This window comes from Sorangiineae bacterium MSr11367 (genome assembly GCA_037157805.1).
Classification (GTDB): Bacteria; Myxococcota_A; Polyangia; order Polyangiales; family Polyangiaceae; genus Pendulispora; species Pendulispora rubella.
Genome location: CP089983.1, coordinates 13,563,933 through 13,589,725 on the forward strand (window position 1 = coordinate 13,563,933; position 25,793 = coordinate 13,589,725).

Here is a 25,793-nt window from a genome sequence, read left to right on the forward strand (position 1 = left end):
TATCCAAAAGAAAAATCGCTCTATCAGCTTTTCGAGGAGCATGTGCGGCAGCATCCGCAGCATGTCGCCGTGCGTTTCGGGAATGAGGCCCTGACCTATTCTGAATTGCACGAGCGCGCCGAGTGCCATGCGGCGCGGCTGCTGGATCTCGGTGTGACGCCGGGCATGCCGGTGGCGATGATCACCGAACGTTCGCTGGAAATGGTGGTGGGCATCTGGGCCATTTTGCGGGCGGGCGCCGCCTACGTGCCCATCGATCCCGAGTATCCACGGGAGCGGATTCAATCGATCCTGCGGGATAGCGGGGCGCGCATCCACGCCACGGTGTCGTTTTTTGCGCGCGACGCGAGTCCAGGGCGAGCGGCCCTTCCTCCGACCGGGCCGGCCGTCGGGCCTGCGTACATCATGTACACGTCCGGCTCGACGGGGGCACCCAAAGGGGTCGCGGTGGCGCATCACAACGTGATCCGAACGGTGGTTCGAACGAATTACATCGATATCCATACGCGGGACTGTATTTTGCAATTGTCGAATTACGCCTTCGACGGTTCGGTGTTCGACATTTTCGGCGCATTGCTCAACGGAGCCACGTTGGTATTGCCCCAACGGGACGACGTCGGTGATCCCGAGCGGCTCGCGGCCCTCATCCGCGGGGCGGGCATCAGCGTGCTGTTCGTCACGACGGCGCTGTTCAACGCATGCATCGACTACGATCCGTCGATCTTCGGTCCCGTGCGAAAGGTGTTGTTCGGCGGCGAGCAGGTTTCCGTCCAACACGTGAAAAAAGCATTTGCGCACCTGGGGCCCGGACGACTGATTCACGTGTACGGCCCCACGGAAACCACGGTGTTCAGCAGCGCGCACGCGGTCGAGCGCGTTGGGGAGACGGTTCCCATTGGGAAGCCGCTGGCCAATACGCGCCTCTACGTTCTCGATGCGAACCAAGAGCCGAGTCCAATCGGCGTGCCCGGTGAGCTGTACATCGCAGGGGAGGGCGTGAGCCGGGGCTATTGGAACGACGCAGAACTGACGCGGGATCGGTTCGTGCCGGATCCGTTCGTGGCCCAAGGCGTGATGTACAAGACCGGGGATCGGGTGAAACAGCAAGAGGACGGGGAGCTCGTCTTCCTCGGGCGGGCCGACCAGCAGGTAAAGCTGAGAGGATTTCGCATCGAGCTTGGCGAGATCGAGGCGCGCCTGCTGGAGCACCCGCAGGTGCAGCAATGCGCGGTGGTGGTGAAGGCGCAACGTCTCGTTGCATATGGGACGTCTGCCGAGGTTTTGGACGGTGACGCGTTGAAAGCGCATCTTCGTACATCGCTGCCCCATTACATGATTCCGGATCGGTGGGTGCAACTGCCAGCTTTGCCCCTTACCGCGAACGGAAAGGTCGATCGGAAGAAGCTCGCCGCGGACGCGGACGAACGGCCTCGCTCGACGCGCGGGGGCGCGCGCACCGCGCGCGAGGAGGCGCTGCATCGGATTTTCGCCGACGTGCTCGGCGTGCCCGAGGTGGGGGCGGAGGAAGGCTTTTCGGACATTGGCGGCAATTCTGTCAACGCGATCACCCTGGTATCGCGGTTGAAGCACGCGGGATTTCCCGTGACCACGCGAGACATTCTGCACTGCCAGACCATCGAGCGCCTGTTGAAGGAGGTATGGCCCACGCCGTCCCCGGCGCCCGCTGCCCTGAACGATACAGGCTCGGGTCTGCGACCCTTGGAGCAGCTCGACATCGGTGCCGTGCGGCGCCTCTTGGACGAGTCGTTGGCGCACAATGGGCGCGTCATCACCGGCGCGTCCGTGTCCAACGAGTATCCGCTTTGTGCCATGCAACAGCTGCAGATTCGCTTCCGGACGCCGGCTTGCTTTGCCATGTGGCCGCTCGAGCGGGCGGTGGATCTTCCCACCCTGCAGGCGGCCTATGGCGCTTTGACCGCGCAGCACGGGTTGCTTCGAAGCGTGGCCGTCGAATCGGGCGAACGGCACGTCTGGCGCGAATACGACCACCGTGCAGACGAAGCGCCGTCGATCCCGGTGATCGACCTCGCCGAGCACTCCGGCACGCCATCCGCCGTGAGGGCGTTGGTCGAGCAGGTCGCGACCCGCGTGTACGAAGCTTCGCAAATACTCCACCAGCTCGTTTTGGTGCGACGAAATAGGAACGAGCATTTCCTGGTGTGGGTGGTGAGCCACGTGATCTTCGACAAGGTCACCCAAGAGATCCTCACGAGTCACCTGATTCGCCATTACGAGGACGTGCTTCTCGGGCGGCCGCCCTCGCGCACCAGGTCCTCCCCATCGTTCGAAGATTATACGCGTCAATTGGCCCGTGGCCCGCAGGGGATCGGCGCGTCCGACATCGTACGATCGTTCCGGCTCGACGATTTCTACGAGGCCAAACAAGAGACGAAACGCCTGGTGTCGGCGACGGGAACGGAGTCGGCGACCAATTTTACCATCGTGCTGCCGCTGCGGAGCGGCTGGCACGTGGAGAATGCCTTCGAGGTTGCACTCGCCGTTCATGCCAAAGGCCTCCAGCGCTATCTGCATATGGACGAACTACCCTTGCTGTTCGTGACGGAGGGGCGTCAGTACGAAGGCCAGCGATATTACGATACGGTGGGAGAATTCACGGATATCGTTCCCCTCTTGGTGGATGCGCGCCCACCCTCGACGGAGATCCTTCAGTCCGTCGCGGGCCGGTTCGATGTGCTGAAACGACACAATGTGAACTTCTTGCATCTGCTGTTGGATCCCACCGCGCGGGCCTCATGGCCCGACGTAGGCCGGCTCATGGACGCGGGAGATGGTTTCGAGCACTTCGACATTCTCATGTTCAATTTCCTGGGCAACGTGGACGATGTCCCCGTCGAGGAGACTTTTCGGGTGGAGCCGCATCCATTGCCCATTCAAACCCTGCTCAACGGCATCACCAGCGTATCTTCCGATACGATGGTTTGCGCGTTTCGCACGAGCTGCGCGGTGGACGTTGCTCGAATTCGAGCTTGCTTCGAACAGGCCGCGTCGGAGTTGCCCTGACCATGGCATCGAATGGAAAATACCCGCTTACCCCTTCGCAGCAGCGGATGTGGATCATTCATCGATTGAATCCGGACAGCACGGCTTACAATTCCCCCGTCGTTCGGACCATTCGCGGCAACGTGGATCCCCGACGGCTGGAGCGGGCTTTTCTGCAGCTGGTGCAGCGGCACGAGCAGCTCCGCGCGGCCTTTTTCCTGTGGGAGGGCGAGCCGGTACAAGAGATTCACGACGTTTCGTCGTTCGAATTGACCTACGTCGAGGGCGTGGCCGCCACGGACGTCCCGAAGAAGATTTCGGACTTCATAAGGCCTTTCTCGCTGGACCGGGCGCCCCTGTTGAGGGCCGCGCTCTTTCGCCTGGAGGCCGGCTCCTCGCACGTCCTCGTCCTGGACCTGCACCACATCGTTTCCGATCTTCGGTCGGAGGACATTCTCGTTCGCGATCTGTTTCGGCTTTACCACGACATGTGGCTTCCGGAACTGGGCGCTCCCTACAAAGCGTACGCGGAGTGGCTGGCGGCGCACGCGACGGCGGCCGAGTTGCGGCTCGAGGAGGCCTTTTGGCTCTCGAAGTTCGCGGGGGAACTTCCCGTGTTGCAACTCCCGGTCGATCGTCCAAGGCCTCCCGTATTCGATTTTCGCGGAACGATTCGCCACTTTCCCGTGGGGCAAGAACGGTCCGACGCTTTGCGTGCGTTTTCGGGCGCGCACGCGATGTCGCTGCGCGACATGGCGCTCACGGCTTTGTTCGTGCTGCTGGCCAAATACAGCTTTCAAGAAGACATCATCGTCGGTGTGCCCCACGAGGTCCGGCGTGCGGAGGACATGGCGGAGCTCGTGGGCTTGTTCATCAACACGTTGCCGATTCGCGCGCACGTTCATCCGGACAAGGTCGCGCGAACGCTGCTGGCGGAGGTTCGCGACGATGCATGCGAAGCGCGGCGGCACTTTCTCTACGACGTGCGCTACCTCGTGGAAAAGCTGCAGCCACCGCGGGATCCGAGCCGGAATCCTTTGTACGACGTCTTGTTCTTCCATCATCGCCTGCACACGGCGACCTACGGGGAGCTCGAGGTGGCGCCCCGCGATTTCGTTCACGACAAGGCGGAGGTGGACCTGACCTTCGGTCTGCTCGAAACCGATGACCAACTGAGTTTTACCATCGAATACGCCACGTCCTCCTTCGATGCCGCGACCATCGAGCGGATGGCCGCGCACTACCGGCGCGTGCTCGATCGGCTCGTCGGCTCGCCCGATGCACGGCTCGGCGATCTGGATTTTCTCTCGACCGAGGAGCGGCAGCAATTGGCGTCGTTCAACGAGACGGCACGCGCCTACCCTTGGAGAACGATCGATCGGCTCTTCGAAGAGCAGGTCGCGCGGACTCCGGATCATCCTGCCATCCGATATCGAAACGAGACGCTCTGCTATCGGGAACTCGACACGAGAGCCAACCGCGTGGCCAACATGCTGCGAGCCCGCGGCGCCGCTCCGGGCGACGTGGTGGCAGTGTTCGCGCACCCCTCGGTCGACATGATCGCGGGTCTGTTGGGCATTCTCAAGGCCGGGTGCGCCTACCTGCCCATCGAGCCGAGCCTCCCAGCCGAGCGCGTCGCACACATGCTGCAGTCAGGCGGGGCGAAATTGTTGCTGGCGCAACATGACCTTGCGGCGCGCTACAGCGCGGACCCGTGGCGAGCACCGGGGGAACGCGAGCCGACGGCCCTGGCCTGTGTGCTCTACACCTCCGGCTCGACGGGCCACCCAAAGGGTACCCTGGTGCGGCACTTCAATGTCGTAAGGACCCTCGAAAATGCCAATTACCTGACGGTGCGCCCGTCGGACCGGCTGCTCCAACTGGCAAGTTACGCATTCGACGCCTCGCTGTTCGAAGTCTTCGGGGCGCTGCTTCATGGCGCGACCCTCGTCGTGGCGGACGAGGACTCGCGGCGCGATCTGGGGGGCATCGCAGGGCTGCTTTGCGAGGAACGCGTATCCGTCGCCTTCATGACGTCGGCGTTGTTCAACGCCATGGTGGACGAGAAGCTGGACGCGATGACCGGCCTGCGCAAGATCCTCACCGGCGGGGAGCGCGCCTCCGTCCATCACATGCGCAAAGCCTTGGCGCGCCTCGGCCCGGGCAAGTTGCTGCACATGTATGGACCCACGGAGAGTACCGTCTTTGCGACGTATTACCCCGTCGACCATGTGTCCGAGGATGCCACGGGCATCCCCATTGGATACCCATTGTCGAATACCAGGGTTTCCGTTTTGAACGGCCGCTCCCCCGTGCCCGTGGGCATGGCGGGGGAGCTGTGCATTGCGGGGGACGGCCTCGCCGCGGGGTATTTGGATCAAGCCCTCACGGAGCAGAAATTCGTCTCCATCTTGGGCGAACGGGTGTACCGCACGGGGGATATCGCGAAGTGGCGAGACGACGGTGCCCTCGAGTTCATCGGCCGAAAGGATCGGCAAACGAAGATCCGCGGCATGCGCATCGAGCCCGAGGAGATCGAGGCCGCGCTCCAGAGCCATCCCGGGGTGAAGGCGGCCGTCGTGCTCGTTCGCGAGGATGCGCGGGGCGACAAATATTTGCAGGCTCTTTATGCCGTCATGGCCGGCGGCGCCCCCACACCCGACGAGCTGACCGCGTACGCGGGTCGCCGCTTGCCGGCCTACATGGTCCCGGCCTCCGTTGCCATGGTGGAGTCTTTTTCCCTCGATGCCAATGGCAAGATCGACCGCCGACGTTTGCCGGTACCCGCCTTGGCGCCGGCGATGGGTGAGGTCGTGCAACCACCCGTCACGGAGGTGGAGAAGGCGATAGCCGCCATTTGGAGCGAGCTTTTGAATCCGTCGCACGTGGATATCCACTCGAGCTTCTTCGAAAGCGGTGGGCACTCGTTGAGCGCGGCGATTCTGTCCAGTCGGATCGAGCAAGCTTTGCACGTGCCCCTTTCGCTGCGCGAGGTCTTCGAGCATCCCACGATTGCGGGGCTCGCGGCGCGCGTATCGAGCAAGTCGAGGGGGCACTCCCAGACTCGGGTGCCGCGCAGCGAGATGCGGACGCACTACCCACTGAGCTTTTCCGAGCGCATGGTGTACGCGCACCAACACGCGACCAATGGGAATCATGGGTACCACTCCATCTTTCCCATGCTCGTCGAGGGCGCCCTGGACGCCGAGCAACTGGAGCGCGCACTTCGCGCGGTGGTGCAGCGGCACGAGGCGTTTCGGAGTGCGTACGTGCTCCAGGACGGCGTGCCGGTCAAAAAAGTGTTGGACAAGGTCGACCTTCATCTCGCACGCGAAGAGGGGACGGAGGCCGATGTCCCGGCGATCGCCTCGAGGCTCCGGGAAGCGTACGACCTTGCCACGCCGCCGCTCTTCCGGGCGTGTCTGCTGACCTTGGGACCTGAGCGGCACGTGCTCGTACTGGCCAATCATCATATCGTCTCGGACGGCGTCACCGAAGCTTTGCTCATGCGCGAGATTGGCCAGCTCTATCGGGGCGAGCCGCTCGACCCGCGCCCCTTGCAGTACAGGGATTACACCGTATGGCAGCAACGCCAATGGGAGGAGGGGCGGTATCGGGCGCACGAGCACCACTGGCTCGAGCACCTGAAAGGGCCATTGCCGCTGCTGGAGCTGCCGCTCGATCGTCCGCGACCTTCCGAGGCGAGCTTCGAGGGCCATACCGTGGCCGTTCGATTGGACGCGGAACGGACGCGCCAACTCCGCGAGCTCGCGGCGGCGCACCAGACGACGTCGTTCGCGGTCCTCTTTGCCGCGTACACCGTGTTGTTGCACAAGTACTCCGGGCAAGAAGACGTGATCGTAGGCGTACCCGTCGCCAACCGCCTGCACCCGGATCTGCAGGCCATCGCGGGAATGTTCGTCAACATGATGCCCTGGAGGAGTCGCCCCACGGCGAACGTGCCCTTCGCGGAGTACCTCGCGGGCATCAAAACGGCCGCGATCTCCGCGTTCGAATGCCAGGATTACCCGTTCGAGCGCCTCGTGCACGCCTTGCAAGTGGAACGGGACCCCTCCAGAAACCCGATTTTCGATACCATTTTCGTATTTCAAACCACCGGCCCCGCCGTCCTGGACATCGAAGGTTTGCACATTGCGCCCTATCCAGTGCCCGACGCGTCGGCAAAGGTGGATTTGACCGTCGAGGCGTTCGAATACGCCAACGAAATGCATCTGTCGTTCACCTACGCCACGGCTCTCTTCGAGGAGGACACCATCCGGCGCGTGGCGGAGTCCTTCCTTTGCTTGCTGTCGGACATCGTGGCCCACCCAGAAAAGCCGCTTCGCGCGCTCGCCTGGCTCACCGAGGCCGACGCCGCCCGGTTGATTCATGCATTCAATCCTCCCGCCACGGCGTATCCCCGAGAGAATTCGCTGTATCAACTCTTCGAATCCTGCCTGCAGCGGCATCCACGGCACATTGCCGTCCGCTTTGGCGACGCCGCCCTGACCTATGAAGAATTGCACGCGCGTGCCGAGTCCCTCGCCGAGCGGCTCGTGGAGCTCGATGTGACCCCGGGCAGGCCCGTCGCGATGATGACGGAGCGCTCGCTGGAGATGATTGTCGGCATTTGGAGCATTTTGAGGATAGGGGGCACCTACGTTCCCATCGACCCCGGCTACCCGCAAGAAAGGGTTCAATCGATCCTGCGCGATAGCGGAGCGCGCGTATGCCTCACGGCGGCCATGATCCGCGAGGCGGATGCGCGCCCGGGCAGGTCCCACGTTCCACCGGTGGGGCCGCCCAGCGGACCCGCGTACATCATGTACACCTCCGGTTCGACGGGTACCCCCAAGGGGATTGCGGTTTCGCACCACAATGTGACGCGAACGGTGATGCAAACGAATTACCTCGTCATCGAACCCGAGGATAGGATTCTGCAGCTGTCGAATTACGCCTTCGATGGGTCGGTGTTCGACATTTTTGGAGCATTGCTCAACGGCGCTACCTTGGTACTGCCCCGAGCGGAAGACGTCACCGATCCCGAGCGATTGGCCGCATTGATCCGCGAGTCCGGCATCAGCGTGTTGTTCCTCACCACGGCGTTGTTCAACGCATGCATCGACCACGATCCGTCGATTTTCGCGCCGGTGCGAAAAGTGTTGTTCGGCGGCGAGCAGGTTTCCGTCCCCCACGTGAAAAAGGCATTCGCCCATCTGGGGCCCGACAGGCTGGTTCACGTGTACGGCCCGACGGAAACGACCGTGTTCAGCAGCGCCCATCGGATTGACCGCGTTGGCGAAATGGTCCCCATTGGACGTCCACTGGCCAACACGCGCGCCTACGTTCTCAATGCAAACCTGGAGCTGAATCCCATCGGCGTACCCGGAGAGCTGTACATCGCGGGGGAGGGGGTGAGCCAAGGCTATTGGAACGATTCGGAATCGACGCCCGCGCGCTTCGTGCCCGATCCGTTCGTGCCCGGTGCGATGGTGTACAAAACCGGGGACCTGGTGAAATGGCAGGAAGACGGAGAGCTGCTCTTCATCGGGCGAGCGGACCAGCAAGTGAAGCTCAGAGGATTTCGCATCGAGCCCGGCGAGATCGAGGCACGGTTGCTGGAGGATCCTCGGGTGCAGCAGTGTGCCGTGGTGGTGAAGGGCGATCGGTTCGTCGCGTATTGCACCTCGTTGGTGCCGCTCGACGGCGCGGCGCTGCGGGCGCACCTCGAGAAAACGCTGCCCCATTACATGATTCCGAATCGGTTCGTGCAGCTGCCGAAGCTGCCCCTCACCGGCAGCGGAAAAATCGATCGTCGAAAGCTCTCGACCTTGTCGGAACCGCCGGCACATGCCGTCACGGTCGCCGAACCGCGAACCCCCGTCGAGGCGTCGCTGGCGGCCGTGTGGTGCGAGGCGTTCGGCCTGGATACGGTGAGCGTGCACGACAACTTCTATGCACTGGGCGGACACTCGCTGAAGGCGCTGCAGATCGTAAGCCTGTTGCAGAAGCGCGGGCATGCCCTCTCGGTGAGCGATCTCTTTCGCCATCCGACCATCCGCGAGCTCGCGGCGGGCGCCGTGCGGACGCTGGAAGCCAAGCCGAACGCGGATGAACCGGCGAGTGTGGGCCCGGGGGACGGCATTTCCTTGTCGGCCGTCCAACATCGCTTCTTCCAGCGTGACTTGGTCGATCGCGATATTTTCAATAGCCCCTTTCTCGTGGCGTTGAACGAACCCGTTGCGCCGGCGCTCCTCCAGCAGGCCGTGCACGGAATCCTTGAAAGGCATCCCATCCTCACGGTTCGCTTCCAGGAGCACGCCCCTGGCCGATGGCGGCAGCATTATCGGGAGCCCGACCCAGGGCAGTACTTCCTTCGGGTCGATCTATCGAGCATTCCCGTGCCGGAGCACGACGCCACCATTTCCGCGCACAGCGCCGCGCTGCAGCGTCGATTCTCGATCGCCGAAGGGCATTTGTGCAGGGTGCTGCTCTTCGAGAATTACCAGCATCGGCGCGGGCAAGTGATTCTCTTCTTGTTCCACCATTTGGTGTTCGACGGCATCTCTTGGGAGGTTTTCACCGACGAGCTTCAGCGGCATTGCCGAAACGAGCCGATTCCGGGCCGGCGCAGCACCTCGTATGCCGAATGGTCTCAGCGCTTGGAGCGCTACGCCCAGGAACGTAGCTTTGCCGAAGCCGCCGCCCATTGGCAGGGAGTGGTGTCGCGCGGGCAGCCCTTTCTGCCGGATGAAATGCCCCGCCCGTATGCGCTGCAAAAGGAAATGGTCCATCACGTCACGCGACCCCTTCGCAGTGCGGCCGACGTGTCCACGTTGCATCGTGCGGTCCAGTTTTACCAAGCGAACGCCTTTCATCTCGTGCTCGCCGCGTTTTGCTGCGCCTGCCGCGATCTCCAGCCGCGCACGTCGTTGCCGCTCTACGTGATGAGCGCCCAGCGCGAGTCTTTTTTCGACGACGTCGATCTTTCGCAATCGGTGGGATTCTTCGCGGGGGCCTATCCTTTGTGCATCGATATGTTGCCCGATGGGGAGGTTCCCGTTGTCGCGCAAGACGTCAAGAATGCGCTCCTGGGTGTGCCCAAAGGAGGACTCGACTATTTCGTTTCGAGGTTCATGCCGTCCTTGGTCGGACGGTACGATGGCTTGGAGCACGCGTACCCCATGCTGTTTCATTACGTGAACCAGGAGCGCGCCTCGAGCGACTTTTGCACGCCGCTGCCATTGCCCGTGGGGTTGACCCACTCGCCGGACAATCCCTCCGCATACCTGGTGAACGTGACCGCGGCCCTGGATCCCGGCGGCCTGCAATTGACCATTTACTATAGCCAGGCCCACTTTCGTGCCGGCACCATCGAGGCGCTCTCCATGGCCTTCGAACGACACCTCCAACGGCTCGTCCAGCACCTCGTCCAGCACCCCGTCCAGCACCTCCAGACGGACGATCATCAGAGCGCGGCTCAATGAAAATATTCGAATTTTGCCCATTTTTCAACGAACGTAAAATCGCAGAGCTGAAGGTCAAGGAGGCCGGCTACTGGATCGACGAGGTCCATTTTTGCGAGGCCAACAAGACGTTCAGTTACGAGGACAAACCGTTCAACTTCGATAGGGCGCTCGTCGGCAGCAAGGTCAAATACCATCGCCTGCAGGCCGAAGAGCACTTCGAGCCTCTGCGCCCGGAGGCATCGTATTACCACCCGGATACGTGCAAGGCCGAGCTCTTCGATGAATGGTACTGGCACCTGCTGGCGCACAATGTTGGGTATTGCAACGAGGCCGTGCAGCGCAATCGTTGCAGCCTTCTGAAGGACATCGTGGGGGACGACGACATCGTCATTCTTTCGGACGTCGACGAATTCCTGGACAGTCGCTTGGCCGATCGCATCGTCGACACCGTGAAGCGCCATCAGGTCATCTCCGTGCGCCTCCACTTTTCGGTGTTCTACCTGAATCTCTTTTGCGACAAGAGCCACGGCGCGAACGATTTCAGCTACCGCACCTACGTGATGACCGGCCGCTATTTCCGAAAGATGCCCTTCACCGCCGACTACCTGCGCAAGAAGGGGATCTCCGAGGGGCTCTTGCAAACCGTGCACTGCCCCGAGGGCTTCATGGGCTTCCACCACTCATGGTTGCAGCATGCAAGCAATGCCTTCGACAAACTGAAGGCCTTCGAGGCCAACGTCGCCGACAAAAACCTCATCCGAAGCGACTTCGCCGAACGATGCATCCGCGACATGCGGCTGCCCTATATCGACGCCAACCTGTACGTCGCCAACGACAAGCCGTTCTTACGTTCCGTCCGGGAGTCGGACACCCAGGGCCTCTGGTACGGCGAGGCGCCTTAGGCAGGTCCAACCAAACTTAGCGGAGAGAAAGGGATTCGAACCCTTGGTGAGCTTGCACCCACACATGATTTCCAATCATGCACCTTCGGCCACTCGGTCATCTCTCCGTTGCCTTGCGGCGGACCGCTCAGCGGCACGACGTCTAGCACACCGTTTGCGGCTAGGGCAGAGGGATCATCGCCCCCACGCTTTTAGGGCGCCCCCCGCCTTCGTATCCAGGGTGACCGGTTCCCGCGGGACCGGGGTCTCGCCGGGCTCGTGCAGGATCGCGAAAAGCATTCGCTCCAGGGCCTCCGTGGCCAGGGGGTGCGTGGAGCTCACGTCCGCGATGCACGCCGGCTCGATCAGCACGTCGCACAGATCCTCGCGCCGATCCGACCCGCGCAGCACGAAATTTCCCAGGCGAAGCGCGTAGCGGTTGCCCGACGTGGCCAGCAGCGGCCGCCCCGACTCGGGAACCGAGCCGGCGAGGGTGCGGTACAGATCGACCCCGCGGAAATAGCTCGACGGCGAAAGCGCCAACGCGTTGGCCATCGAAGGCGCCAAATCGACATCGGCCGTCGGCGCCTTGACCCGCCGCCCGCCCGAAAATCCCGCCGGGGGAACGACCACCAGGGGAACCCAGAGGAGAGGCTCTTCGGGCGGCTCGCCTTCGCCGAAGGGAACATGGCTCGGGCTATGGCCGATTTCATCGACCGAAAGATCGCCCGTGACGAACAACGTCGTGTCCGCGTCCCGTCCGGTCCGGCGCAACGTCGTCAAAAGGCGCCCGAGGGCAGCATCGTGCGCCGCCACCGCGTGCGAGTACAGGGCCCACGTTCGGGCCCGGTCGGTGTCGCCGAAATGAATCGCCGGCGGCACGTGGCGCGCCTTCGAAAGCAGCTCCGCGGCGTGCTTCGGGTCGATGCTTCCCGTGTAGCCCGACGGTTCGAGCCCTTTGAGCTCCTCGCCGGTGATGTCCCACGGCGGGTGCCCTCCGCGCGCATGGATCACCACGAGGAAGCGATCGCCCTTGTGCGCCTCGATCCACTCGGCGGCGTCGTCGAACACCCGGGTGGCGAGCACGTCTTCGTCCGGTCCGTGCGCCACGAAGGTGCCCCAACCCCGGTCGAACCCGAACAGGGCCGACGTCAGGGGATTCGCCGTGAACATCGCACTGACGACCCCGGCCTGCCGCGCCACGTCCGCAATGGTCGTCACGCCCTGGGGCAGCCGCGCGTCGAAGTCGTTCACCCCGTTCGCGCGTCCCGTGCGTCCGCTGAGCATCGCGGCCAGCGCGGCATGCGACAGGGTACTCGTCGCGCGGTGCGCGTCGAAGACCAGGCCGCGCGCGGCCAGCCCCGCGAGCTCCGGCGTGGGAAGTACGCCGCCGTAGAGCGACAGCGTCTTCGGCTGCAGCTCGCCGAAGACGACGAGCACCACGCCGCGCCCGTGCGGAGCCGGCGGTGCGTCCGGGGCTTTCGGGGCCACGATGCCGGGATCGCCCAGCAGCACACGCGCTCCCGGCGTCGCGCGGATCACCTCGACTTGGAACGCGCCCACCGTGCCGGTGACCGGCCGACCCAGATCGCCCAGCAACGCCTCCGCCTTCGTCCACGAACCCCCGTGCGCGGAGAACGTCGTCTCGGCGATTTTCCCGGTGCGATCGCCGATCACGCTCATGCGAAGCTCGGCGTCGCCCTTGCCCGCGATGCCGGCAAACGCCTGCGCCGTGCCACCCTGCGGGATCCATCCCGTGCAGCGCACGAAGCCAGGGGCCCGCAGCGAAAGCGCCCGCCGCGCCACTCCATCGAGGGTCGGATTGGCGGTCACGTCGTTGCGGGTCGGGGCGGCGTAGTTGGCGTCCGGTTCGCCCCGACCGATATGGATCCAATCGATCTCCGCGTAGGCCTCGCCCGCCGCGGCTTTGGGCACCCCGTTGAAGCGCAGGAGCAGCTCGTTGCCGCCCGTGGTGGTCAGCTCGCTCGAGCCGCGCGCCGTGAGGATCTTCGTTTCCCCTTTGGTGAGGCGCCAGTTTCCGACCGGCTTGCCATTCAGGTAGACGCTGATCGATTTGGCGGCGCCGCCACGCACGCGCGCGGCGACGAAGGAGTCGGCGGCCTCGGGATTCTCCGGCTTGTCGCCGAAGTCGCGATCGAGCGCGACGAACTGCAGGGTGGCGGCCTTCTCGCGAAAGCGCGTCCAGGTCGCGCCCTCGCGTTCGAGCGTTTCGGGCGTGGGGCGGCTCATCGCATGCGCGCCGTAGCGCCCACGCGTGCTCGCGTCGCCCAGGTCGAGCAAGATTCCGCGATGCCCCAGGGTGCAGCCGTCGAGCTCCACGGCATCGAGGGATCGCGGCGGCCCCGCGGGGGTGGACGCGGGGGCATTCGAAGCGGTCGGCACCGTGGCCACCTCCGTCGATGGCTCCGCGCGCCCGCAGCGATCGCAGGCCGCGCACGTAGAGAGCGCGACCATCAACGTGGCGCCGTGCGCGACTCGCTTCGCGTGGATCACGGGGACCTACGGTTCGATGGTCGATGCATTCGGCGCGTGTAGCAGCTCCGTGGCTGCGAGGTCCATGTCCGTCATCGGAGCATGGGTCGCGGCAACGGCTTTGACGCCCGCATCTTTCGTGCTCGCTTCCTTGGCCTTGCTTCGCGCCGCGATCGGTAGGGTCGGTGCGGACACGACGGCCGTGGGCGTCGTCTCCGTCCGGGCCGGGCCGTCGTCGCGCGACTCGAACATCGGCGCGGGCACGGCACCGCCGCCGGCGGCCGCAACGGGCGCCGAGGCCTGCGCCGGCGCACCCGTGGCCAAGCGTGCCCCGAGGGCCGCGATCGCCACGACGCCGAAGAGCCCCATGCTGAACCAGCGCCGCTCGCGCTTTTTTGGTGGCGCGGTTCGCGCGGGCACGGGCTTCACGACCGACGTCATCGGCGTGACCGACGAAGCGCCCATCGATTCGATCAGCGCCACGTTGGACGACGAAGGCTCGGGCTCGGCCGCCGGAACCGGCTCGGGGCTCGCTTCGGCCGCGTCCTCGGCGTCCGCCGCTTCCGCAAGCGGCGCGGCGAGCTTCTCGCTGGATTCCATGCGCAGTGCGCGGTCCACGGAGGGCCGGAGCAGATCTTCCCCTTGCACGCCCCGCACCTCACGCACGGCACCGCGTGAGGCCAGATCGAGCAGCGCCGACTCGAGCATCACGGGATCCACATTCCCGCGCAGCAGCACCTGCCGAGGCGACTCGCCGGCGGCCACCCGCTCCACGAGGCGCCGCACCGGCTCGGGCGTCGCGCCGAGGTACCCGGAGATGATCTCCGAGTCCACCGTGACCTTCGTCACCGACAGAACACGCGCCCCCGACAAGAGATGCGCGGCCCCGCGCGCGTTCGCGATCGGCTCGGCGATCTGCGCCCGCAAGGTGCCCAAGAGCTCCGGCTCCAGCGGCTCCTCGCTCGGCGACACGTGAAAGCGCCCGGCCCACACGCCGAGCATGGCCGCCATGGCGCGGCTTCCTCGAAGGACGCTGCCATCGGGGGCGGTGCGCCACGCACGGCATGGCACGCCGTCGCGGATCTCCAGCTCGTACACGAAGGAGGCATCGCGCAGGCATACGTGCGACTTCGGCCGCGTGCTGCATACCAATTCGAGCAGCGAACGCACGGTCAGCCCATCGAGCCGCCCGCGCACCTCCTGCCGCCCGCGAAGCCGCGCCTCGATGCGCGCCCGCGGCCACAGTGCCTCGCGCACCCGCGCGAGAATCGCCCGCGCGTCGCTCTCTTTGCGCAGGTAGCCCGCCGCCCCGGCGCCGAGCTCGCGCACGCGCTGGAGCATGTCCTCTTTCCACGAGAGCAGGATGACCGGCGTATCGCGCAGCGCCACATCCCGCGCCAGAAGGCGCGTCAGTTGAAAGCCATCCAGCTTGGGCATGAGCACGTCGCTCAAGATCAGATGCGGCGCCGTCTTGTACGCGAGCTCCAGGGCCTCCGCGCCGTCGCGCGCCTCGGAGACCACGCAGCCCGTCGTGCGCAGCAGGTCCGCGATGAACCAGGTGACCCCCGGATCGTCGTCGGCCACCAGCACGCGACGTCCATCGAGCCGCACGTCCGCCGCTGCCCCGCGCCCGCGTGAAAATGCGCGATCCGCGCCGGCTACCTCGCCGCCCGTCGTTTCCTCGTCGGCCTTGTCGGCCGGCTTTTCCACCTTGGCCACGGCCTCGGGCAACGTGATCTTCACGGTCCGCCCGCGGTGCTGATCGGCCGCCTCCAGGCACGCTTGGAACAGCGCTTCTTCGCCGGCCGGTTTCTTCAGCGTCTTCGCCACGCCCAGCGCGATGAATCGCGCTTCTTCCGAGGCCTGCTCGAAGCGCCCGAGCACCACGAGCGGCAGGAGCTCGGCCCGCTCGAGCAGCGTTTCCACCAGCTCGTCGGCGCCTTCGATGTCGCCGTCGACCACGACCACATCGGGGTTCATCTCTTGCGCGAGGACGGCGGCGTACGTCGCATCCGTGGTGCGTTCGCACTCGAACGACGCCTTGGAGCCGGTGGCCTCGGAAATGGCCATCGCAATGGCGTCTTCGCCCACGACCAGCGCCGTGTGGGGGGCCTCGGCCTGCACGCTCGGCGCACCGCTTTCGTCGGCCGCGCGCCGGGAGGAGACGTCTTCCCAGGCCAAAACCGGCAGATCATCCAGCAGGCGCCCGATCTCGTCGAGGTCGCCTTGCGACAGCGCGCCATTCGGCCCCATCCGGTCCAGAATCGACTCCGCCCGTGCAATCGCCACGCGCGTGGAGTCGAAGTGAAGCAGCCGCGCCGCCGTACCGATGGCGTGCAGCCTGCGCCGCACGTCATCGCGCGGCCCGCGCGCCTTCGGATCCGCCTCCAACGTCCCGAGCGCCGTGCGCACGTCGCCGGCTTTTCGTCCGAGGGTACCGACGAAGTCGGCCTCCATACCGCCGAGCCTTCCGCTCGCCGCGCCCGTCAGGTTTGGCTTCGCTGCACCCATCATGCTTTTGGCCGTTATCAGAGCTGCCGAGAGTGGGCCAAATGATCGGCGATCTTGACATATGCTTCGGGTGACATGGCCAGCCCGCCCCCGCTTCGGTTCCGCCAAGCCCATGAAGACGACATCGGACGCCTGCTCGACATCCAACTGGGCGCGTTTCCCGACTCGCGCAGTTTCGAGGCGCGCAAGCGCCACCTGCAGCAGCGCATCTTCGGTGACTTCGGCGATCTGTACGTCGCCGCCCACGGCAGCCAGCTCCTGGCGCAGGCCTTCGTCTACCCGATCCAAGGTTGGTTCGGTGGCCGCCGCGTTCCACTCGGCGGCATCGCCAGCGTGGCCGTCGCGGCCGAGGCCCGCGGTCGGGGCGTGGCCCGCGCACTGCTCGAGCACGTGCATGAAGTCTCGCGCGCCCGCGGCGATGCGCTGACCCTCCTGTACGCCTTCCGCCACGGCTTTTACCGCCGCCTCGGGTACGCCGCCGTCACACCGATGGTCCGGCTGGAGGTGGCGCCGTCGGCCATCCCCGAGGCGTGGGTGACCGCGGCACGCGGTGCCTTCCGCATCCTCGACCGTGACGATCGCGAGGCCCTCGTGCAGATGTACGAGCGCGCAGCCCTTCGCGCGACCGGCTGGCTTCAACGGCGTCCGCTCGCCTGGGAGCGGTGGCTGCTCGACGATCGCCGTGCGTGGTTCATCACCAACGACCGACGCGGTTACGTCTCGTGGTCCCTCGAGCAGAGCGAAGACCACGCCGCCACGCACCTGGTCGTGCGCGACGTGGTGGCCGAAGACGATGCCACCTGGCGGCTCATTTGGGGCCTTCTCGGTGCGCAAAAGGACCAGATCCACGCCATCGACGTCTCCGTGACCCACGACGATCCCGCGGTGCATGCCCTCGTCGACGTCGACGCGAACCGCTTCGGCACCGAGCGCGTCGAGCATCCGCTCGGCACCGTGTACGCCGGCCCCATGGTGCGCGTGCACGGAGTGGCCACCGCGCTCGAAGCGCGTGGGTACGCTGCAGACGGTGAGCTCGTCGTTGGGGTCGCCGGACACGAGTCGTACGCACTCGAGGTGCGCGGCGGCACCCCGCGCGCGACCGTCACAGATGCACCGTGCGATCTCCTCTTCTCGGACGCCGCGATCCTCAGTAGCGTCCTTTACGGCGCCGTCCGTCCTTCGCAGCTGACGCGCACCGGGCTCGTGACCGCCCGCGACGGCGGAAGCCTCGCACAGGCCGACCTCCTTCTGGCCCTCCCCGCGTTCCACGCGCTCGATCCGTTCTGAGAATCCCTCCCATGCCGTCGATGCCGTCGATTCCGCCGCGTTCCTCGCAGCCCTCCCGCCCTCCGTCGCAACCGCCTCCGCCGCACGAGCCCGAGTTGCCGCAGGCTTCACGCCTCACCCGGTTTGGAAGCGCCGTGGGCGTCGCGTTGGTGGCGTCGGTGCTCGCGTCGGGGCCTGCGGCGATGCGCGTGACCAGCTCCCTCGAAGCGCGCGGCATCTGGCCCGGCCTCGCGGCGGCCACCTTGGTGCCGATGATCGTGTCGGTGCTCACCCTTCGCCAGGCACGTGTGGGGCTGCGGGCATTTTCCCTGGGCGACGGGCGCAAACGCACGTGGTCGCTCTTCCTCTGGGTGGGCTTCGTCTTCTTCACCCTGCTCGCGTTCGGCGCGCTTTTGCGGGCGACCACGCACCACCATGCCTTGGCCGGCGCCACCTTCGCCATCCTCACCGGCGTGGCCGCCATCGTCCTCGTGCCCATCTCCCTTCGCCTCGGATCCATCGCCGCGCGTTGGCAGACCGAGAATCGGCGCGTGCTCCTCGCGGCCTTCGTCGTGGCGCTTCTCGCGGGTGCTCTGGGGATCATGCTCGTGCTTGCGCGCATCCTTCCGGGCGGTGCGTCAGGCGCAACCCCCGCCGTGTCCGCCAACTTGGTCGACGTGCTGGCGTTCGCCATGGCCGCCCTGCTCGCTTCCAGGCCGGAATTCGAAGCGCGCCGAACCCTGGCGCTCTTCGGCCCGCCTGTGGCGGCGGCCCTCTTCATCTTCGGGGTGCGCTACCTCGCGGCGTCGCCCACCATTGGCACCACCGTCGAACAACGTGCCCCGGCGTTCGGTCCTGCGGTCTCCATTTTGGCTGCGCCCGACCGCGGCCAAGAATCAGGAAGCACAGGTCGCGCCCAGCAACGTTGACGCCGTGCCACGCATTGTTACCTTGGTGGCGCGATGTATGAAATGAACCAGTATTCCAGGTCGTATGGCGCAGCGCAGGTTCGCTCCCCGGAATCGGTGGCGAGTTACCTGCGGCGCGTGTACCTGCTTTTCACCGGTGGCGTTTTCTTCGCCATCGCCGGCGCGCTGGGCGCGCTCTACCTCGGTGAGCCGACCGTTCTTCACGGACGCGGCGGGGTCGCCCTGGAGCTGCCTCCCCTCGTAGCCTTTGGGATGCAGCATTGGATCATGATGCTGATCATGTACATCGGTGCGTTTTTCGCAGCCTCCGCGCTGCGTATGCGCCCCGGCATCAACGTGGTCGCGCTCTTCGGCTACACGACGATCACGGGCATCTTCCTCGCGCCGACGCTCTTCTACGCGCAGCTCATGGCCTCGCAAGGCGCCACGTTGGATGCGTCGCCCGTGCGTGACGCGTTCCTGCTCACCGGCCTCGCCTTCACCGGCCTCTCCGGCTACGTGCTGGTCTCGCGCAAAGATTTCTCGTTCCTGGGGGCCGCCCTCAACATGGGCTTCTGGGTCATCCTCGGCGCGATGATTCTGGGCATCTTCTTGCACTCTGCCGTGTTCCAACTGGCGATTGCTAGCGTCGGTGTCCTCCTGTTCTCGGGCTACATCCTCTACGACACGTCGCGCATGCTGCACGACCGCTCCGAGAACGACGCGGTCGGTGCCGCGCTCCGTCTGTTCCTCAACGTCGTGAACCTGTTCCTCTTCCTGTTGCGCATTCTGTCCTCGTCGCGCGAGCGCTGAGGCCTTTCCGAAAGCCGAGACATCATCATGGGCGTTCGCCGCCAGGTTTGGGCCGCGGGTATTCTTCTCGCGACCGTCACTGCGGGCGACGCCCTCGCAGAAACGCCGCAAGCAAGTTCGGTCCCCCAAGCGGGATCTCGAGCCCCGTCCCCCGCAGTGCCGTCCGCGTCTTCGTCGCGGCAGCAGCAGGGCACGGGGCTCGCTGTTCTTGCGGGTCGCGACGCGGCCGATGCCGCGTGGCCGCTGGCCCAGCAACTTTACGCGCGTCCTTCGCTTCGTCCCCTGGGGCTCGACGAGGCACGCGCCCGCGTTCTCGCGGGGGAAGACCCCGCCGCCGACGCCCCCACCGATGTTCGCGAGCTTGCCGAAACGCGCGATGCCATCCGCGGGGAAGATGCGCCTTCGCGTCAGCTTCTCGCATCCATCGCGCGTCAGCTTCACGTGCGCGGCATCTTGGTCGTACGGCTCCCGGTCGAGGCGGTGAGGCCCAACCCGACCGCGCGCGTCTTTCTGGCCGATGCCGGGACGTTCGACGCGGCGAGTTACGCGCCGGATGCGCCACCCGCCAACGGTGCCGGCAAGGGAGAAAAGTGGAACTGGTCCGGCACGGTGGGGTCGCTCGACCGCGCCTACGGTGTGCTTTCCGCGCCGGCGGCATCACCGGCCCCCGCACCGCGCGCCGCTGTGGCCGCGAGCCCTGCGGGTGAGCCGGCGAACCGCGACGGCGGACGTGGAACGAGTCGTCCGTTTTATGCCTCGCCCTGGTTCTGGGGTGCGATTGGGGTTGCCGCCTTAGGTGGAGTCGGAATCTTTTTCGCGACACGAGACGGGAGCAACGACACGATCCATCTTCAGATGCAGGTACCTCGATGAGACGTCTGCCGTTCCTTGCGCGTGTATTTTTCCACGTGCGGTTCTTTGCGTTGACCCTCGCCGTTCTTCTTTCCCTCGCCATCGCGCGGCCTGCGATCGCGGGGGAGCCCGTGGTCAGCGCCCCTCGGGACGCGCCCCTCGTTCTCCAACCCAACGTCGTCAAGATTCCTCCCGTCCCTGTCTCCTATTCGGACAAGGATCTCGGCTGGCTCCACCTCCGTTACGTGCCCAACGCGCACGAGCGGCTCGAGCCTATCTTGCGTGAAGCCGAGGAGATGAAGGCGCAACTGCGCGACTGGTTCGGCACCCCGGTTCTCGATCAGGTCGAGGTGCGCATCGCCCGCACGCCCGACGAGATGGCCGCGCTCGCGCCCGACGGTCTCCCGCCGCCGGCTTATGCCACCGGCGTCGCCTATGCGCCGCTGCACCTGGTCCTGCTCTCGCTCTCCGCGCCGGAGGCCAGTGTGGAGGCGCCCGATCTCCGCGAGGTCTTTTTCCACGAGCTGGTGCACGTCGCGCTGTACGACGCCGTGGCGGGTCGGCACGTGCCGCGTTGGTTCAACGAAGGCCTGGCGATCCACGTCTCGGGCGAGAGCCGGTTCGTTCGCCTGCGCACGCTCTGGGAGGCGACGCTCTCGCGCCAGACCATCCCGCTGGCCGACCTCGATGCGGCGTTTCCGCAGGATCGCTACGAGGTGAGCATCGCCTACGCCGAGTCCGCGGACTTCGTGCGCTTCCTTCTTCGCGACGCGGATCGCGTGCGCTTCGCGTCGCTCATCGAGCGCGTGCGCAACGGCACCGCGTTCGATCGCGCGCTCGCCGATGCCTACGGCACCGACCTGCGCAAGCTCGAGTACCAGTGGCGCGAGGAGATCGCCAAGCGCTACACCTTCCTGCCCGTGCTCACGAGCGGCTCGCTCCTATGGGTGCTCGTCTTCGCGGCGCTGGTCGTCGGCTACATGCGCAAACGCAAGCGCAACAAGGCCATTCTCGAACGGTGGGAACTCGAAGAAGCCGCGCTCGACGCGGCCAAAGCCGCCGCCGCGGCAGCTGCCGTCGCCGCCGAAGCACCCGCCTCGGAAAAGCAGATCGCCCCGCACCCGCCCGGCCTTCCGCGCATCGAGTACGAAGGCCGCTGGCACACGCTTCACTAGCCGCGCGAATTCATTGGAACAGCCAAAATACCGCTTCCATCGGAGCCAGCGTGAGATCGTCGACGGTGGTGGCGTTGGGCATGTTTTGGGTAAGTTGCTCGGTGGAACCCAGCAAGCGTGTGCGTGTGATGCCGGTGGCTCGCTTGTACGGCGTGAGATCGGCGTGGATGGTCTGCGGCACCTCCGACACGTTCAGTGCGATGAGCAAGTCCCCATTGTTGCCGCTCCGCGCGCCCGTGGGAACGGATGCCCCCAGATCGATGGCGTTCTTTTGCGGCTGTAGGATGTAGGGCTCCAATTTGGCGATTAGGCTGTAGGCATTGGACATCGATTTCCATGCCTCCGCCTGGGGTCCTACCGCGGAAATACCGGTGGACACCTTCTCCCCCGGTTTGCGTGCGGACGGGGGATCGTAGTGATACACCCGCGTTCCCGCCGCGCCGCGTAGGACGGCATAGACGATTTGCGCGGTCGTCTGCGCTGCGGGGGTTCCTTCCAACCAAGAGCGTGTCTCGGCCTGCAACGAATCGATCTCCGGGGCCGTTCTGCCGGTAATCGGGGCCGGTTCCCGAAATGATCATCATGTTTGCGCCCCCTGGGAGATAGGCGCCGCGACGGCCCAATGTGGCGACGTCCATCCCATCGGCCACCTCGAACATGGATCCACCGTATGGATAGGCGCGACGCTTGGCCCAAAACGTCCAGTAGGTGCCATTGTAGTCGGAGAGCCGCGGATCGCCCGTCCAGCCTTTTACCTCGCCGGGGGAGGAGCGTCCAAGGGCCGTCCAAGTGACGGGGGGACGGCCGCCCGGCGTCGAATTCATGGTATTCATCAATTGTAGGAACCCATCGTTTCGAACGCCTTGGTCGACCATGGGGCTCGGGGAGCTGGCTACGACGGGGTGGTAGTTTGGGGGGAGCTCGTAACTACCAATCAGGCCGCTCGCCGCCGAGGACCCGCTGGCCTTGCCCGAGAACATGATTTCGGCGATGCCGCCGCGATCGTCGTTCGTGCGATAGGTGCTGTTGATGGTGAATCGCAAGGAGCGGACGTTGGAGAACGTCGGTCCTGTCCCCGCGTCGGCCCTGGGAAAGAATTCCCCGACGTTCGCCGGTATCACCGGGTCACCGGGTTCCGGCGCCTTGGCCAGCACCGCGGAGAAGCCGGCACCGGCATTTGCACCGCGCCAGGTGATGCCGCCGGCCGGCGGCGCGAGGGCATTGTCCGCCGATGTCTCGATGGTGAAATCCTTGACCCCCGAATCGATCATCCCGGCCTCGTAATAGTTCCAAATACGGATGCCATCGACATCGTAAGCCTGATCGGGCAGGACGATGATCAGCTGAGCGTTTCGCGCTGCGCCCATCACCCCGGTGGTCCCTGCCAGCCACATGGACCTTGGATCGCTGTCGTGGAGGATCTCGCCGTCCTGTCTCAAGCTCACCCCGTTCAGCTGAATCCCCCTCCTGTCCGTCGTATGCGATGGTCGCGTGAGCCATCGGTCGTCCGTGGGGGTCCCTGTTCCGTACCAGGTCATGGTGATCTCGTCGGACATGTCGATGCCGATCACGTTGTGTCTCTTGGCCCATTCGAGCACATAGGGAATTCTCTGCTTCGAGTCGGATGCGTAGATACTGTTGTAAGCTTCCGACGGCTGGCGCGTGATGGAATCGGCGGTCAGGTAGATGTTGAGATGGTTGTCCATCGCCGCTTGGGCGGTCTTGGTGGTCAAATCGTCATTTTTGGTCCGCCACGTGGTTGCGTCGAGGTACGGGCTGTCCGTGCAGGAAAACGGTGCTCCGGCGCCGGCGAGGGGGACTGTCAGTCCCGTGGGGCCTGCGTCAGGGTAGTCGCACGCATTGAAATAGAATTCCGTCTCCAGGCTATTGAGGCTGGCTTGTTGCATCGCGGGGCCCAAACCGCGATCGTGTTCGAACGCCCCCGGCGCGGTGTGCATCAAGATGCGCGGGAAGAGTGACGGACCGGGGGTGTAGTGCGTCACGATCCCCGCCCCGCGGGTGAACTGCGGAGCGTCATGGGACGCGCGAACTTCGACAAGGGTCGTCGCGGTGAAATCTCCTAATTTCGCCGTGATGGTCGCAAAGCCCGGGCTAACGCCCTGGACGGTTCCCCCAGCCGCCACCGACGCCACCGACGCGTCCGAGCTGGTGAGCGTGGCCGGCGGCGAAGGCGCGGCATTCGTGCCATCCGGATACACGAGCCGAGGAGAGAGCTCGGCCGTTTCGCCGGGGGTCACGAAGGCATGCTTGAATTTCGCACGCAGATCCATCGCTCGCCGTCCACCGTCCGGCAGAGGAGTCGAATTGAACGTGTGAATCGTCACCTGCGTGGCGCCGAGGACACGCTCCTCCCCGCCGCCGTATGCACGAACCGTCGCGTAAAGTTCGTGCACGCCATCCGAGAGCCGTGTCGTGTCCAGCGGAATGCTTACCGGTGATGTGCTCGAGTAAGTTGGGTACTCGATGCCCGAATCGACCTGGCATGGCGTGGGTAGACCATCGGCGTAACAATCGGTCCCCCAGTCCTTTCCGTCGACGTAGAAGAGCCACATATAGGCGCGGCCAGGGGGAAGAGCGGGCAGATCGTCCACGCCTACGGTCCAATCCACCTGGCCATGCAACGTTTGCGTCGGATCGGGTGAAATGAGCCTCACCGTGTCGGGTCCATTGGCAATTTTGAATGGCACCACGGCCGTTCGCCCCAACTCGTTGCCTGCCCCGTCCCGCGCCACCGCTTGCAGATTCGCGAACCCGTCGAACCAATTGGCCGTGTGCCAATCGAATTCGTACTGGGGCCCATTGGTCAACGGGAGAACCGGCGCCTGATTGGCAAAAATCGGCTTCCCATTGAGCAGGTATTCGACGCTCGCCACCCCTTGCAGATTTCCGGTGGACACTCGAAACTTGGTGAGGTCTCGGATGCCCGCATCGGACGAAGCCGGTGAGAGCAATACGAAGTTCGTGCTTTTCGGCACGATCGCATCGAGCGAGATGTTGTCGAGGAAGACTTCCGGTGCATCGCCCTGCCATCCCCGGGTCAATCCGAAGCCCGGGGACACGGAGACCGGTCCGGTCAATCCCGGTGCTTGCATGCTGGGTTGATCGAATGAAAGGGTGTCTGGATTGCCCACGGCGTTTCCGTTCAGAAAATAGCGAAACGTAGCGTGTCCCGTATCGTCCGACGAATCGGCGAGGGAGCCCCCATTGGTGGTTACATCGACGCGAACCTGCAGCAGCGCCCATCGATCGACGACCGAGGACAAATCGACCTGACGCATGCCGAGACCCCCGGGCGTGGTCAACCCATAGTGAGTTGCCGGGCCAGCGATACGCTGCAAGGAGGCCTGCGGGCGAATGCCGTAGTTCGCGCCTTCGTGCGTAGGCGCGTAGACCTGGGCCGAAATGACGAAGCTCCGCCTCGTGTCCCGATTTTGAACGATGGGAACGGTGGCTTGATACGCATCCTCGGAGCGAACGGCCGACCCGGGATCGGCCGGCCCGATGCTGCCGTCCCAATGGGCGCCTTCTATTGGAGGGCTATCTTGACCGACCCGCGGCGCCTTGTTGGGCTGGAATCGGCTATGTCCAAGCCATAGCGCCGTGCCATCGAACGGGGTGCCATCGGCAAGCGCAACGCCGGATGCAGGCACGCTGGTCGGCAATACGGCGCTGACCTGCTCGTGATGCGCGCCGTCGTTCTTGTAGGCAATCTCGTACACGCCTGCGTGCTGTCGTTCGGCCCCGTCGAAGAAGCGAAGACTGCTCCCGGGCGGATCTCCCAGCGACCCGACGACGAGCATCCCGGTTCCCTGCAAGCCGTCGCTCGTGCTGCCGGGATTGCCGAACGTGAATGTCGTGTAGTTTTCCCCCACTTGCTCGCCGGGGTCCAAAAACGCTCCCCCGTCAATCGCCGATGCCCGCGCGCGCGGAGGGACCTCGTCACCTCCGTCCTCGTAGCTGGCACACGCGCCCGCATAAGCCGCCCATGCGCCTGCCACGAGCATGGCCGCGCTCAACGTCCAAATGGAACGCTCCGCAGAAAGATGCATGACTTTCCCTCCGTCATGAATGCGTGATCCATTCGTCAAGCAACGAATGTTCCGCTCTGAGGAGTGCGGTATTCCGTCGTAGAGCCGTGTGCGCCGTGTTGCACGTTGCGGGTACAACGTTGCGAATGCAACACGCTGGTGATCCCGCCACCGCTTCCGAATGTCCGTAAGCACATACTGGGATGTTCGCGACGAACCTTTCATCCATGTTAATTTCGAAGCGAACCTAACACCGTGCATTTCGGGTTTGTATTGGTCGTGCCTGGCAATGATCCAATGGCGATTGTCGGATTGAACATCTTCTGGCTCTAAATCGATTTTGCCGATCGGCCGC

11 protein-coding genes and 1 tRNA gene are annotated in these 25,793 nt (G+C 64.9%); 8 read left to right on the plus strand and 4 right to left on the minus strand.

Going from position 1 to position 25,793, the window contains the following annotated elements; translation table 11 throughout:
* The first annotated feature begins 69 nt into the window (after nt 1-69).
* Genes LVJ94_53100 through LVJ94_53110 form a run of 3 tightly spaced genes read left to right on the plus strand, consistent with a single transcriptional unit; the run spans nt 70 to nt 11,392 of the window.
* Nucleotides 70-3,042 carry an amino acid adenylation domain-containing protein gene (locus LVJ94_53100; protein ID WXB05622.1) on the plus strand — a complete coding sequence of 991 codons (2,973 nt, stop codon included), beginning with the start codon at nt 70-72 and terminating at the stop codon, nt 3,040-3,042.
* A 2-nt stretch (nt 3,043-3,044) separates the two neighbouring features.
* A complete protein-coding gene (locus LVJ94_53105) occupies nt 3,045-10,508 on the plus strand; it encodes an amino acid adenylation domain-containing protein (GenBank protein WXB05623.1) in 7,464 nt (2,487 codons plus the stop codon).
* Nucleotides 10,505-11,392 carry a hypothetical protein gene (locus LVJ94_53110; protein WXB05624.1) on the plus strand — a complete coding sequence of 296 codons (888 nt, stop codon included), beginning with the start codon at nt 10,505-10,507 and terminating at the stop codon, nt 11,390-11,392. The genes LVJ94_53105 and LVJ94_53110 overlap by 4 nt, the downstream gene beginning before the upstream one ends.
* A gap of 20 nt (nt 11,393-11,412) precedes the next feature.
* Here the strand turns inward: LVJ94_53110 and LVJ94_53115 are convergent.
* The 3 genes from LVJ94_53115 to LVJ94_53125 all read right to left on the minus strand — a co-directional run bounded on the left by LVJ94_53115 (nt 11,413) and on the right by LVJ94_53125 (nt 16,378).
* Nucleotides 11,413-11,499, minus strand: a tRNA-Ser gene (locus LVJ94_53115).
* A 67-nt stretch (nt 11,500-11,566) separates the two neighbouring features.
* Complete coding sequence (locus LVJ94_53120) at nt 11,567-13,885, minus strand: sulfatase-like hydrolase/transferase (protein ID WXB05625.1); 2,319 nt, start codon at nt 13,883-13,885, stop codon at nt 11,567-11,569.
* Nucleotides 13,886-13,891: 6 nt separating this feature from the next.
* Entirely contained in the window at nt 13,892-16,378 is a 2,487-nt protein-coding gene (locus LVJ94_53125; protein ID WXB05626.1) for a response regulator, read from the minus strand.
* A gap of 72 nt (nt 16,379-16,450) precedes the next feature.
* Here LVJ94_53125 and LVJ94_53130 point away from each other — a divergent pair, with 72 nt between their 5' ends.
* From LVJ94_53130 to LVJ94_53150, 5 genes are read left to right on the plus strand one after another with little or no spacing between them, the layout of a single operon-like run.
* Nucleotides 16,451-17,662, plus strand: coding sequence for a GNAT family N-acetyltransferase (locus LVJ94_53130; protein WXB05627.1), 1,212 nt, complete (start codon nt 16,451-16,453; stop codon nt 17,660-17,662).
* 11 nt (nt 17,663-17,673) lie between these two features.
* Complete coding sequence (locus LVJ94_53135; GenBank protein WXB05628.1) at nt 17,674-18,570, plus strand: hypothetical protein; 897 nt, start codon at nt 17,674-17,676, stop codon at nt 18,568-18,570.
* A gap of 42 nt (nt 18,571-18,612) precedes the next feature.
* Nucleotides 18,613-19,362, plus strand: a complete 750-nt coding sequence (locus LVJ94_53140) for a Bax inhibitor-1/YccA family protein (GenBank protein ID WXB05629.1) — start codon at nt 18,613-18,615, stop codon at nt 19,360-19,362.
* Between the two features lie 27 nt (nt 19,363-19,389).
* A complete protein-coding gene (locus tag LVJ94_53145; GenBank protein ID WXB05630.1) occupies nt 19,390-20,235 on the plus strand; it encodes a hypothetical protein in 846 nt (281 codons plus the stop codon).
* Nucleotides 20,232-21,389, plus strand: coding sequence for a hypothetical protein (locus LVJ94_53150; protein WXB05631.1), 1,158 nt, complete (start codon nt 20,232-20,234; stop codon nt 21,387-21,389). The genes LVJ94_53145 and LVJ94_53150 overlap by 4 nt, the downstream gene beginning before the upstream one ends.
* Here LVJ94_53150 and LVJ94_53155 read toward each other — a convergent pair.
* The gene (locus LVJ94_53155; GenBank protein WXB05632.1) at nt 21,386-25,459 is read right to left on the minus strand and encodes an Ig-like domain-containing protein; all 4,074 of its coding nucleotides are present in this window, start codon (nt 25,457-25,459) and stop codon (nt 21,386-21,388) included. The genes LVJ94_53150 and LVJ94_53155 overlap by 4 nt on opposite strands.
* Nucleotides 25,460-25,793 lie beyond the last annotated feature (334 nt).